This window comes from Winogradskyella litoriviva (assembly GCF_013249065.1).
Lineage (GTDB): Bacteria > Bacteroidota > Bacteroidia > Flavobacteriales > Flavobacteriaceae > Winogradskyella > Winogradskyella litoriviva.
Map to the genome: position 1 here is coordinate 305,940 of NZ_JABRWQ010000001.1, position 14,063 is coordinate 320,002.

The 14,063-nt window shown below is 30.8% G+C and carries 11 protein-coding genes; 1 reads left to right on the top strand and 10 read right to left on the bottom strand.

Annotated features, from left to right (window positions below):
• Window positions 1-300: 300 nt before the first annotated feature.
• The 3 genes from HNV10_RS01215 to HNV10_RS01225 all read right to left on the bottom strand — a co-directional run bounded on the left by HNV10_RS01215 (window position 301) and on the right by HNV10_RS01225 (window position 3,448).
• Window positions 301-1,506, bottom strand: a complete 1,206-nt coding sequence (locus HNV10_RS01215) for a glycosyltransferase (protein WP_173299508.1) — start codon at window positions 1,504-1,506, stop codon at window positions 301-303.
• Between the two features lie 369 nt (window positions 1,507-1,875).
• Window positions 1,876-3,117, bottom strand: coding sequence for an oligosaccharide flippase family protein (locus HNV10_RS01220; RefSeq protein WP_173299509.1), 1,242 nt, complete (start codon window positions 3,115-3,117; stop codon window positions 1,876-1,878).
• Between the two features lie 31 nt (window positions 3,118-3,148).
• Window positions 3,149-3,448, bottom strand: a complete 300-nt coding sequence (locus HNV10_RS01225) for an STAS domain-containing protein (RefSeq protein ID WP_173299510.1) — start codon at window positions 3,446-3,448, stop codon at window positions 3,149-3,151.
• A gap of 139 nt (window positions 3,449-3,587) precedes the next feature.
• On the opposite strand from HNV10_RS01225, the gene HNV10_RS01230 reads away from it, so the two are divergent.
• A complete protein-coding gene (locus HNV10_RS01230; RefSeq protein ID WP_173300036.1) occupies window positions 3,588-5,648 on the top strand; it encodes a tetratricopeptide repeat protein in 2,061 nt (686 codons plus the stop codon).
• A 145-nt stretch (window positions 5,649-5,793) separates the two neighbouring features.
• Here the strand turns inward: HNV10_RS01230 and HNV10_RS01235 are convergent, their stop codons facing one another.
• The 7 genes from HNV10_RS01235 to HNV10_RS01265 form a co-directional block, all read right to left on the bottom strand.
• Window positions 5,794-6,939, bottom strand: coding sequence for a DUF6090 family protein (locus HNV10_RS01235; RefSeq protein ID WP_173299285.1), 1,146 nt, complete (start codon window positions 6,937-6,939; stop codon window positions 5,794-5,796).
• Between the two features lie 228 nt (window positions 6,940-7,167).
• Window positions 7,168-9,768 carry a T9SS type A sorting domain-containing protein gene (locus tag HNV10_RS01240; protein ID WP_173299511.1) on the bottom strand — a complete coding sequence of 867 codons (2,601 nt, stop codon included), beginning with the start codon at window positions 9,766-9,768 and terminating at the stop codon, window positions 7,168-7,170.
• Between the two features lie 266 nt (window positions 9,769-10,034).
• Window positions 10,035-10,532 (bottom strand): CAP domain-containing protein, encoded by a 498-nt coding sequence (locus HNV10_RS01245; RefSeq protein WP_194241000.1) that lies wholly within the window; start codon window positions 10,530-10,532, stop codon window positions 10,035-10,037.
• 302 nt (window positions 10,533-10,834) lie between these two features.
• Window positions 10,835-11,551, bottom strand: a complete 717-nt coding sequence (locus tag HNV10_RS01250; RefSeq protein WP_173299512.1) for a LytR/AlgR family response regulator transcription factor — start codon at window positions 11,549-11,551, stop codon at window positions 10,835-10,837.
• A 9-nt stretch (window positions 11,552-11,560) separates the two neighbouring features.
• A complete protein-coding gene (locus HNV10_RS01255) occupies window positions 11,561-11,878 on the bottom strand; it encodes an Hpt domain-containing protein (protein WP_173299513.1) in 318 nt (105 codons plus the stop codon).
• Window positions 11,865-12,929 carry a sensor histidine kinase gene (locus HNV10_RS01260; protein ID WP_173299514.1) on the bottom strand — a complete coding sequence of 355 codons (1,065 nt, stop codon included), beginning with the start codon at window positions 12,927-12,929 and terminating at the stop codon, window positions 11,865-11,867. The genes HNV10_RS01255 and HNV10_RS01260 overlap by 14 nt, the downstream gene beginning before the upstream one ends.
• Entirely contained in the window at window positions 12,929-14,062 is a 1,134-nt protein-coding gene (locus HNV10_RS01265; protein WP_173299515.1) for an FIST signal transduction protein, read from the bottom strand. Before HNV10_RS01265 ends, HNV10_RS01260 begins: the two co-directional genes overlap by 1 nt.
• Window position 14,063 lies beyond the last annotated feature (1 nt).

The window sequence follows — 14,063 nt, forward strand, 5'->3', positions numbered from 1 at the left end:
TAACTAGTATCATTCTTTAGTATTAGAATGGGTAATTTTAGCTTTATATTATTTTGTTATTAAATCAATTTGTTAATTAGAACGCAGTGAAGAACCTTTCTTTAATAACCTAATCAAATCTCAAAAGATTCTTCTGTTCTGCATTCATTAAAAATTAGAAGTTAGGGGATTCTAATTTATAGTAGGTGTTGTAATTAATTTGGGGCAAAAAGGGTAATTTCGATTATATAGCTAAACAGTAGTGTAGGTTCAATCTGAGTAGGCAGATTACTACCGTTTAGCTAAGTTTTTTTTTAACTATTATGCTGTAATTACAGCAGAATGATTTGTTTTTTTCTCTAATATATTTTGAAATTCTTCTAAGTACATATCTGCAATCTGAGACATTGGGTGTGCCGTTGCAGCTTTGTAATTAGTTCTTGCAAGCTCTAATCTGTACTTCTCATTGGTAACAATCGCCTCTATGGCATTAGCTAAACTTTCTACACTAGTTGGCTCAAAAAATTCGCCTCTATAGCCTTCGTCTTGTACTAATAAAGCTAAATCTCCTAGGTCTGGCATCACTACAGCTTTACCATAACTTCCTGCTTGGTGTAAAACTCCCGAACTACCTGTTGTAGAGGTATATGGAAATACAACTGCAGCACTTTCATTAAATAAAGTTGGTACCTCATGCTCTTCAACATAACCAGTAAATCTTACGTTTGGCACATGTTTATAATCTTCTTGTACCTTAGCCAAATATCCTGGTACATTTGGGTTATCTGTACCTGCAATTACAACTTCTAATTCTAAGTTTGTTCTTTCTCTAACAAGTTCTACTGCCTCAATCATTCCTTCTACTTTTTTGTAAGTTCCAAACTTTCCGAAAGTCATAATTTGCAATGGTCCTGCTGGTAATGTATAATCTGGTTCTTCAGGGATTTCAAATGTGCCATGAGGAATTAATTTTACATTAGGTTTTAGATACTTGAATTCTAAAATGTCAACATATTTTTGCATGGTTACAGCAACAACATCTGCTTTTAAAATTAACTTTGTTAAGGATGTACCTATAAATCCGTAGATTTTCTGCATTAACTTGTTTGATGTAAAACCTGCGCTTCCTAAATCAACTTCTTCAAGAATATTATGTAATAAAACGATATTAGGAATCTTCTTTAATTTACAAACCAATGGCAACATTAATCCTAAAGCAGCTGCAATTTTCTTGTCGCCAAACTTCATAAATTGTAAGTTGAATAATACGGCATCTGGTTGCGTGTTATTGATGGCTTTAGTTACAGAAAAAATGTTTTTATAACTATTAAAAGACCAACACTCTTTTACAGTAATCTTACATCCTGCTTCTGTGAAAGAAATGTCTTTTGCACCTTCCGTTTTGTCAGTTAATAATATAAGTTCTGTTACTTCTTCTTTTTGTCTAAATTGTTTTACCAAATGATAAGCATACTCATTTAAAGTGACTTTACTTGGTGGATATGCTGTTACTATTGCAAGTTTCATAATCTTAATTTTTTTTATGTTCTAATTAATTACACTGCAAATTTGGGCTTTTATTTCGCTGATTTTTGAGACTTTCGATGGGACGACTTTTAGTGTAGACGAATGGAATTAATCCTTAGATTAAGCTTTTTGAAGTTTGGTTAATACAGCTTTATAAATGACTAACATTCTGAAATGCAGATGATTTATTAGTACAAAATGATTTGCATATTTTGATACTTCAGATTGTTTATTGGATATTACATTCAATAAAATAATACTCAATACCATTCAAACTGTTTTTAAACAAAAAATCTCAGCAATTAACAGTATTAATTGCTGAGATTTTTTGCTTGTTTCTAGTAAAACAAGATTATAATGAATTAATTTTTACTTCTTTTTAGAATCCATTACAAAGAATGCTAATTGAATAACTAACAATAAAAGCATTGCTATAATTTGCATGTGTACAACTTGCTCTAAACTATCATGAAAAAAGATAACCAACACCATTTGAAGCATACCAAAGACACCAGAAATAATAACTGGCACGTATTTATCTAAAGACAAATAGTAATAGGCGAAGATGTTAGAAATAGCAAACATCGATGTGGCAATAGCGTACTTCCATAATAGAGGTGCCATTGCAATATATTGTTCTCCGAAAAGGATATTAATAATCAATTCTGGGAAAAGTAAACATGTAATTACAATCAGTGCAGAAATAGCTCCAATATAACCAACATACTTAAAAAGTACAGAAGCGGTTTCTTTACCTTCTTTTTTTAATTCTACTACAGCTGGTAGTAGTAGCATTACAAACATCCAAGCAATGAAATATACTATTCTACCAATTAGTGCTAAAGAGGCATACAAACCTGCTTCATAAGATTCAAAATAGTGTTTTACTAATAATATATCACTGTTGTTTATAATGATTTGAGTAAGCTCATAAAACGCTGTAAGTAAAAAGAAATTTTTAATCTGTTTGCTATACTTAGCATCTAAAGCTACTGGTTTTTTAAAACTGATTTGTTTCATCTTAAAAGGAAACAAGCCAAATACAAACGATAGTAAAATCCCAATGGCAATAACTGCCGAAGACTGAATATTAAATAAAAGTATTAAACCAAGAGTAATTACCAAACGACTTAACATTTCTGCCTGATAAGTAATTGATAAAGATTTAAAAGCTTTTTTACCTTGAAAAGCTCCTCTATTTACACTCATTAAAAAGTAAAGTGGCACTCCACAACCAAAAATGATAAACATGGTTGAAGTGGATGTATTAAATATGGTCTGTAATTGCGAAGCAAATACAATAATTAAAATCCCTAAACCTATACCAACCACAACTGCCTGTTGATAAACTTTGGCTATGAAATTCTTAAACAATTCATTTTCAAATAAAACTGAAAATTTTGCGGTTACCAACTGAAACGTCATAGCAACAAAAGAGAGTACTAATAGAAACGTAATTAATACTGCTGCATCAGCAAAAGCCGTTGGCCCTAAAAGGCGACCTAAGATTAGGTTGTACAAATAGTTGCCTCCGTTTACAGCCAACACGCTGACCATAAATAATTGTTCTGGCGTTAACTTTCTAGATTTAATTGCTGTTAATAATTGCATGATGTGTTGATTTTAATTTAATGATTCCGTTTTATGCGGCAATTTTGATACTTCTAATGCTTTCTAAAATATGTTGAGACACACGTCCTATGACTAAAAAACCTCTTTCAAAATTTCTGGCATTATTATATAAGACTCTAATGGCATTGATTCCAGCTTCATCGATGTCGATTAGGTTTTCGATATCAATTGTAAGGTCGTCTGATTCTTCTAAAATGTTTTCAAAAAATGTTTGAAAGTATTGTGCTGATTCAGAATTTAGTGTTCCTGATACAGAATATAAACCGTGATTTTTTTTAATTGTAAGTGTCATAATTTTGTTATTTTTCAATGGATAAATGTTTTAATCTGACACAAATATCTCGAGTATTTCCATGTAATTGCGTTCTATTTCGATGGTTGGTAGATTGGTGTAGATGAATGAACCACAAATAGTGCTTAACTTGCAATTAGAAAATCAAACGAAGATTATGACTTTAAAATCACTTATTAATATTGCATTATTCTTTATTGTTTTTAGCGCAACCGCTCAAGACATGAAAGAAGGGTTTACTTATTTAGAAACCGGAAAGTATGCACAAGCAGAAACATTTTTTAATACAATATTAAAAGACTATCCTACTAATAAAACAGCACGCCTATGTTATGGACGTGCTATTGGACTTAACGGAAAAGCTAAAAAGGCTAATGAATTATTTACAAATCTACTAGCTGATTACCCAAATGATTTTGAAGTAAAATTAAACTACGGAGAATCTCTTTTATGGAATAACAATTTCGCAGATGCAAAAGTTTACTATAATGGTTTAGTAACAGAAGACCCAAAGAGTTTTGCCGCACTATTGGGCTATGCCAATACGCTGTCTAACTTAAAAGAATACGAAGATGCTTTAGTAATGGTAAACAAAGCATTAGATGTTTCTCCAGGAAACCCAAATGCCATGGTTTCTAAAAAGTATATCTATTTAGGTTATGCCTACCAAAATCAACAAGCGCAAAATTATGATAAAGCCGAAGCACTCTTAACCAAAAACCTAGAGTTGTTTGGAGATGACAAAGACACTTTATTAAACTTAGCTAATCTATATTTAATATGGAATAAACTAGACAGTGCAAAAATAATGTACAATAGATTAGCAGAACAACCAGAGCATAAAATCATTGCTCTTAATGGTTTGGCTTTAGTAGAACATCTTAATGGTAAAGAAAAGAAAGCCTTAAGTATAAGTACTGAAGCTTATAATAGTCTTAATGAAAATATAGACCAAAACATTACTAAACAAACCATAGAACGTTATGCACAAGCATTAATCTGGAATAAAAAATTTAAAAGCGCAAAAGCCTTAATTGATGCTTTAATTACTAAAGACCCAAACAAAAACTGGGTCTTAGCTTTACGTGCGACCTTAAATATTTATAAGAGTAATTTTAAAAAGAGTTTAACGGACTACAACCAAATATTAGTAAACGACAGTACATCTTTTGATGGTAACCTCGGAAAAGCAAATGTTCTAAAAGCTTTAGGTTATACAGATGAAGCCTATACCTCAGCAGAAAACACGTTAAAGTTTTACGATAAACAAAAAGATGCTACTAACTTTATTAACCAGTTAAATAATAGCTTTGCTCCTACACTAGAATCTAAAGCATCTCATACTTTTGATAATGGAGACAATAAAGCCTTCGCTTTTAATAACAATGTAATATTTCCCTTATCCACAAAGTTTGCTTTATTAGGAAACTACAATTACCGTACAACCAATAATACCATTACCGATAATAGTGCAACGTCTAACAACCTTTCTTTAGGTTTATCTTACAAGTTTATACCTAGTATTACCTTTAAAGGAACTGCAGGCATGACGTCTGCAAAAGCTGAAACTGAAGACTACACACAACTTTTAACCGACCTGTCTTTTAATATTAAATCTTTTAAATTACAAACTTTAGATATTGGTTATAAAAGACAAATTGAAAGTTTTAATGCTGATTTGTTAGACCGAGAATTAGTACAGAATAATTACTACGCAAATTATAATTTAGGTACCAATTTTAACTTAGGCTGGTTTACCCAATTAATGCATACATCTCAAAACGATGGTAATAAAAGGAACTTATTATTTACATCATTATATTATAATATATTACCAAAACCATCAGTTAAAGTTGGTTTTAATTACCAACATATTACGTTTAAAGATCAGTTACCAACAATTTACTTTAGTCCTGAGAAATTTAATGCTTACGAAGTATTTATAAACTTAATTAAAGACGAAGCTGTAGCAAAACCAAACGAATGGTTTTACAATGCCACTGCAGCTTTTGGTTATCAGTATATTGAAGACGACCCAAAAATAACAGCTTATAGAATACAAGGTGCTTTTGGTTATAAATTCTCTGAGCGCAGTTTATTAAATATTTATGGCACAAGAAGTAATATAGCCTCTGCAACAGCTGCTGGGTTTACCTTCACTGAAATTGGCTTACGTTTTAAATGGCAGTTTATGAAAAAGGTAGTTCTTAAAAATTAAAAAGCTCATTTATAAAAATTACAGATGCACACCAAAACTTAAACTCTTAAAGAGTTTAAATAATATGAAAAGGTAGAACAAAGTCTTTAAGAGATTATTCTACCTTCTTCTAATAATTCTTATTTACCTCTATTAAAATTATAAGCTATTTAGATATCTCTATACCTAATTCTTTCAATACTTTAATTGCATTTTCATTATCAGGATTTAATTCAAGTGATTTTTTGTAGAATTTAATTGCACGTTCTTTATCTCCTATATGCAATAAGCCCTCGCCATAACTATCATAAGGATTCCACGATTCTGGATACAATTCTATATTAAGTTTAAAAATTTTTAAAGCATCTTCTTGCTGTTTCAACGTATTTAAGTAATAATAGCCTACAGAGTTAATATAGCGTTCTGAAATGTTATATTCTGGATCTTCTCTATCTTGAGCTTTTATTACCGCAATAATTTCATCAGATGTTTTTCCTGTATTTAACAGTTTATCCAAAGTTTTGTATTTACGTGTAACTCTTTCAATATCCTTGTAAGGGTTACCTAACTCTTCATTGATCAATAGAAAAAGACTATTTGCATCTTCTTGTATGGATTTTAAACTCCTAAAAGTGTCAAGTTCTCCTAAATTTTTCGCAAAATAGGAAGACACTATAATAAGAGCAATTTCTGAATAATTATCTTCTATTTCTAAATCCCTATAAAGTTGCTCATTTACTGTATTTGTTCCATTTAATGATATAAAATTAGGGTTGTACCCTAAGGCTGTCGCTCTACCTATTTCTTTTAAAAAATAATCATAATTTTCCTTACTTGCTTTGTAAGTCCTGTCTTGATCATTTTTTAGTTCAATGAGTTTGTTTCTAATGTCTGTAGGCATCAATTTTATGTCACCTGTGGCTTGTAAGGTTGCTATAGTATTGGTGTTAAAGTTAGTATAGACAGGAGTAGTATATTCAAGTTTTTCAGAACTTATTATTATTGCTTTAGGACTTTTTTGAGTTGGTAGTTTTTTTACAAATTCGTTGTAAGTGACTAAGTAATTTGCTTCTAAATTATTTAAATCATAGTGAATACGATTATAGTCTTTAGCCAATTCTGTTACTATTTGATGGTAATAATTTTCTAAAATATTATCGCTCTTTCGTTTTTCATTCCAGTTGTTTATTTGAAGCGCAATAACAATCCCTATTACCACAAGTACAATTTCTCCAATTGCATATTTAAAATATTTTCCTGTTTTTCCTTCTGAAAGCAGGTTTTTCCTAATTTTTCTAAAGAATTTTATCATTGGTTGGTGGTTGAATGATTAAATACAACTCTTAGATATAATTGTTGGTCAAAATCTTTTCTATACTAGTTCATTTTAATCCTTATTCTTTTTTACAGAAAACATATAAATAGTTCATTTTAAAATGTTTCAGTTATAAATATACCAAATTAACTGAATCCTGAGCAAAAAAGAATAGGCAAAAGCTTTCGCTTTTGCCTATTACCATAAGGAATTAACTAAGGGTTATTAATTAATAATCAATTTTAAGGGATTAAAATTATTTTGATTATTAACGATTTTACAGAAATATAAGCCTGAGCTTAAATTCTCTCTGTTTATGGTAATGCTGTTTGTTCCTGGTACAGCATCAAATGATTTTTTATAAATTTCTTTTCCTAGCTGATCGTACATTACTAATTGTAAGGTTTCAGTTTGGTTATATTCAAACTCAATAGTTGCGTGTGTGCTCATTGGATTAGGATATACTGATAATGTTGCCTCTTTAGAATTGTAGTTATTAAGAGATAATGCAGCTGTTTGCGAGAATCTTAAATTATTTAAATTCATAACTTTAGTAGTTGATACTCCATTTTCTGCAACCATTGTAAATACTATGGTAACCACATCGTTTAACTCAGCTATATCAAGCGTATTGTTTTCTAGATCTTCTATATCTATTGTGTAGTCTTGTACTGTGTTGGTTAAAACTACTGTTGTTTTAAATTGAGCTTCCCAATTGGTAACACTTTCTTTTACAAATGTTATTTCTAGATTACCAGTACCGCTTGCGCTGAATTGAAAACTGTTATATTCAGTAACATCTACAGCTTTAAATCTTGGTGTTAATGCTCTATAGGCTGCAACATAACTGCTAGTTGTTGCCTCTAATTCTACATTACGCTCTATTGGGTAATCTGTAGATTCAAATTCTGTTGTATTAGTTGTAACGTTATAATTTATTACCTGTGTCCCGTCTTGCGAATCATCTATTCCCCAAGGACCATCTGACATAAATAAATCGTCTGGTGTGGCAACACCATCGCCAATTCTAAATCCTATATCAAAAAGATTTCCGGTTTCTACTCTAAGATTAGTTATATAATTACCGTTTAAATTAATTGTAGAATTAAGGTTTTCAAAAGCTTCTGTTTCTGTGCTTCTATAACCAGCATCTAGCACAACACTTTGTGTTGCATTTGTATTAATAATCTGCAAATCTAATCCGCCATTAGTATAACCTCCTTTTCTAACAAAAACTGTTGGTGGTGTAGAATTGTTATAACTTACTATTGATTTTTCAATATTTAATAAGTTTAAAACTTCTTGTCCTAATAAGTATAAATCGTCAATAGTATTAGACCAAATTTGGAAGTTATAAAAAGTAACATTCTCTTCGTATTGATCTAAATTCCAATGGCTCTCTATCGCAAAATTAGCTTCGTTATTAATCACTTTTGCAGAAAGACTTAATACAAATTCAAAAGTCCCATCTTCGTTTTTAATAATAGATTTTATAAACTGTTGCCCATTAATATCTATGGTAGATACTGATATTAACTCTGCTCCTAATAGACGATCACAAATATATTTTGTGTGCTCGTAAACTCCGTTTTCCGTTTTTAATGCTAATACTGAAGCGACTGGATTATTGTTTTTTAGGTAATCTAAAGCATAGATTTCCGTTGCATTGGTAATACCTATTAAATCTGAAGGCGATGCTTCAATAGCTTCATCTTCATTAATAGTTGTTAGTGGCACAAAATCTTGTAATGTAAAGGTAGAATTAGCGCTTTTACTAGCATAACTTAAGCCTTTTACTGCTCTTGGTGCTTTGTTTACATCAAATTTATAACCTGTTTTTGCTCTTTTAAAATTACGTGCATTAATTTGTTCTGACAACCTGTTATTACTTTCTAATCCGCCAGCATTAGAGCTCGATGTTGGAGGTGCAATAACATCACACATTCCAAAACCTGAACATGAAGGGTCTTCACAATCTATAAGTCCGTCGCCATCATCATCAATACCATTATCACAAATTTCTTGTAAAACTGGTGCTGTTGGGCAACGTGCGCCATCGTTACTACTACTTGAAGGTCCAAAAGCAAAAAGATTAGACTCAATATCGTCGGTTGATTGTACCGTTTGTACCGCCTGAATAACGTAAATAGTTCCTGTCTCGTTAGCAGAGACATAAAAACGACCTTCATTATCAAAATAAACGGCACCAAAAGTATAATTTAATCCAGATAAAATAGGCACTTCTCCTAAAGCTAACACTTGACCATTATCAGGATTTATTCGATATAATATATTCGAGTTTTTTGCCACGGCATAAATCTGACCATCTACAGCATTAAAAGCCCAATCATGTATACTAATATTTTGAGATAAAGTTTCTGTAGATTGATGCTGTGTATAATTAGTAGATTCTGGGTTCAAGTCTATTTTATAAAAAGTAGTACCGCCTCCTTTTAAATAATAAATACCATCTGCACTAACATCACCTACATAACGACCATTTGTTGGTAACTCATCTATATAAAATGTAGTTGTATTAAAGTCTTTACCAATTCTTACAATAGATTTTGCTGGTGTACTCAATGAACCCCAAATAAACCCATCTGCAGGATTATATGCTGCGGCATTAATACTACCTGGTGTTACGTCGGCTGCAACTTGGTAAGAATTACCAGAAGCTAAATCAATAGCATAAACATCATTATACTGAAATAAGTACGCATTGTAATCACAATTAAAAGGGACATCTTGCGCTTGTATATTAGTGCTTAATAGTGCTAAGACGATTAGTAATAATTGATTTTTTAAAGTGTAAAGTGTATTCATAACCTGTTTTCTATTAGATTCTGGAACAAATTTACTGGGTAATAAGGCGTTTAATTTGTTTTTTCGATTGACCAAACTCTAATAACGTTAGTTAACCAATTACTATAGACGAATGGTTTTTACCTTAGATTTTAGATTTATTTTATAAAAAAAGAGGCAAAAGATTTCTCCTTTGCCTCACACTATAGATATTAATTTAGGGTTATGTAATAATCAATTTTAAGGGGATAAAATCAAATTGATTACAAACGATACTTAATAACACTCTATAGTTTTACAAAAATATTTGTATAGTAGTATTTACCGTTTTCATCTTGTGCAGATGAAATGCCAATATCGGTAACGTTTGGGTTTTCTATATTTTCTCTATGACCTTCACTATTTAACCAAGCTGAGACCACTGATTCTGCATTATAAAAACCATAACCTACATTTTCTAAAACTTTTTTTGCCTCTACATTGTCTATTAAATTCTGTGATCTGATATAAAAATAATCGTGACTAATTATACCTTGATTAATCATATAATTATTATGAGCAATAGCTTCTTTTGAAGCTTCATTTAACATAGTAAGAGGATTTAAATTTAATGACGCTCTATAAATATTAATTAACTCAACAATTTGATGGTCTATTAGATTATATTCCACAATAATATTTTGTGTATTATAGACTTCGGGAATTGACATATCATCTTCAACAGAACAAGAAAAAAATGATGTACTAAATAGTAAAATGATAAATAAGAGGGATAATTTTTTCATGATAATTATTTTAATTTCATGACAAAATTATTCTGATTGTCTCCTCAAATTTTAGTTTTTCGATAAGCGAAACAAGAAGCTTCGACGAACAGTAACTACATAAAGACAAGACGTTTACACTAAAACAAAGAACTTAAAAAAGGCAAAAAGATATCTTTTTGCCTTAAGTAAAACCATTAATCTTCAACCGTTAATCCTACGATCTCAGTTCAAAGGTATAGGTAATAAGTCTTTGTTTTATTTTTTTTAGATGGATGGAATTATTGTGAAGTTAAAATACCATTAAGTTTAGACGAGTGGTATTAAAGTAAATTAAGACGCTTCATTAATTCTGGTCGATTAGAACGACTTACAGGAATTACATCCTTTTTAATTAAAACACTATTATCTTCAATATCAATAATCTTATCGACATTAATAATATAAGAACGATGTATTTTTAGAAATAAATCGTTTGGAAGTTTTTCTTCTATTTTCTTTAATGTAGAATGAACTGTGTAATTTTTATCATCCGTTTTTACTTGGATATAATCACCCTTAGCCTCTACTAAATAAATACTTGGAATATCTATTTTTATTAATCGTCTATCAATATTAACATAAAGGTCGTTGCCAGAACTGGTTTCTACTTGACCAGATGTTTTACTCTTTGGTTCAGATGCCTTAGGCTTTATAGCTGCGGCTTTATCGATGGCTTTTTGGAAGCGTTCTGGAGTTATAGGCTTTACTAAGTAATCTACAATACAATCGTAACCAAATGCCTGAATAGCAAAGTTTGGGTCTGAAGTTGTAAGGATAATATTAGGTGGATTTTTTATTGTATCTATAAAATCGAAACCTGTAAAGTCTGGCATATGTATATCTAAAAATATTAAATCAACTTCATTCTGATTTAAATATTTTATGGCCTGAAGCGCATTAGGAAAGTCTTCTAGTACTTTTAAACTAGGAACATTAGTGCACAATTGGCCAATAATAGCTCTTGCCGTAGCTTCATCATCTATAATAATACAATTCATAAAATAATCTTATAAGGTCTCTAAAAAATCTGTCATGATTTGGAGAATAGATTCAAATTCAATTCTTCCATCTGTATTGCCATCTATGAGGTTATTCTCATAATTAACAGCTACATCATAACTTTTTTCGAGGCCTAAAATACTAATTTTATGTTTAAGTTTATGAACGTTCTCTGCGGTAAGTTGATAGTTCTTTGCTTCAAAGTTTTGGAAATACACTTTTTTCTCTTCAGGAAACTCCCCTTTTATAATGTCTATTAACTTTTTCTCAAAAGCCTTGTCTCCTCCAGACATACTATTAATATATGATAAATTAGGCTGCTCCATTGGGTTGTTTTTTTAGAGTAAAATAAAACGTTGTGCCTTTGTTTAGCTGAGATGTTAACCAAATTTTTCCGCCATATAAATCTACAATTTTCTTAACTATAGATAAACCAATACCTGTTGACACTCCATTATTGTCTAGTTTCTCAAAGGTTTTAAATATTTTTTCGAAATAAGCTTCTTCAATACCTTTCCCGTTATCTTTAATAGAAAACTGCCAAAACTTCCCTTTATCTTCAGCACTTACCTCAACGGTTCCTTTTTGCTTGTCGTTATAGGCAATTGCATTTCCTATTAAATTTTGAAATAATTGTTGTAATCTATATTTATCACCTTTTATAATCGGCAAATCTGATTTAGTAATTATAATATGTTTAGGAACTTGAATAATAGTTAAAATATTATCTACTAACTTATTAATATCGACATCATAGACTTCTATTTGATTTTTTCCTATGGTTGAATACTCTAAAATACCGTTTATTAAGGTATCCATTTTTTCTACATTAGTTCTAATAAGGTCTAATGTTTTTTCACCATTAGCGTCAAAAGCATCTTTATAGTCTTCTTTTAACCAAGCCGTTAAAGTATCTATACTTCTTAGAGGTGATTTAAGATCATGAGAAACCATGTGTGCATAATCACTAAGCTCTTGATTTTGATAGGCAAGTTCGTTTAAAAGCGATTCTTTTTGTTTGTTCATTTCGATAATCTCTTTGGTTTGATTATCTATAAAATCAACTAAATCTGAACTTTTTAATGCTACAGCATTAGCCTTTTCATCTTCTTTAAGGTTATAAAACTTAAGTGTATTGATAACTTCCTTTAGTTTATCAATTAATTCTTTTTGTTCTTTTGCTTCCTCTTGTAATTTTCTGTTAGCGCTATATAATTCATCTGAACTAATGGACATGGCTCTTTGAATCATTGCTGATTGTTCATCAAAATTATTGTAAGAGCTATCTACAGCGGCAAGAAATGATTTTAATTCTTCACTAGATTTTAATTCTTCACTTAAATACTTACGCAATTGACGTTTAAGTAATGAATTCATTATTCACTGATTAATGTTATGGTCATTGTTTGGTTGTGTAACTGGCACGCCATTTCTCCGTGAAATGGTGCAATTTCACCATATGAATAAAAACCACTTACAGCAGTGCCTTCTCCTAGAATTTCTATGACTTCATCTATCTCCTCTTCTACCCTTTGATCTAGGACTAACTTTCTTCCTATGCAACTCACTAACAAAGCAACTTCTGGTTTGTTTTGTCTAAATTCTAAAGCCTGTCTTGCAGCACGCTCAGATGCGTTTGCAATGTTATCAACGTTGGTCATCATCAATTGTACTTTAGAATTTTGCTTAATATCACCAGCTAAAATAACAGCGTTTTCTTCTTCGTTAATATTAAGAATAGACCTTACTATTGATTGCTCTTCATCTTCAGATTTTACATTTAATGGGTATAATAATGCTGCGCCTGGTAAATCTTTGGCTTTTTCTCCTAAATAGGTTTTATACAAATCTAAAGCAGGTAAACCATCTAATTCATATAGTGTATTTCCTTCGGATTTTGTTACGGTTCGTTCTGGTCCAAAAGGCGTCCAACCACCATGGATAGAAAATGAGATTTCTAGTGTGTCACCATAAAAGCCAATTGCAACTAATTCGCCTTCTTTAGGATTTTCATTATAGGATGCTAATGTTTTTTCAAAACGTGTATCATCACCACATAAACCACCTGTAATTAATAGATTTCCGTTGTTGGTTGTACTCATTCCTTGTGTCAGCTGGCTGCCATTTATAAAACTACCTTCTGAGATTACAAATACATATTTTAGTCCCTTTTCTGGAAATTGTTTTATAAGATCACTACCTGTTTTATAACTATCTAAATCTGTGTTTAAAACATTACTGGTTTTTATGATGAACTTACTTTTTTCAAATTCCATAGCGGTTATCGTAATGCTATTTTCGTTTACTGTCCTCGATGAAATTTCGGCACAAGCAGATCCAAATACAATTTGACCATCTGGAAACAAACCTTTCACTTCGTCGTAAATAGAAGCATCTTCTAAAAGAAGACGATTTCCGAATACAATAACTAATGGTTCTATTAATTTTTGATTTTCACCCACGTAGGTCCAATCTTTATTATTTTGTTTTACTAATTGTACTATTTTCATG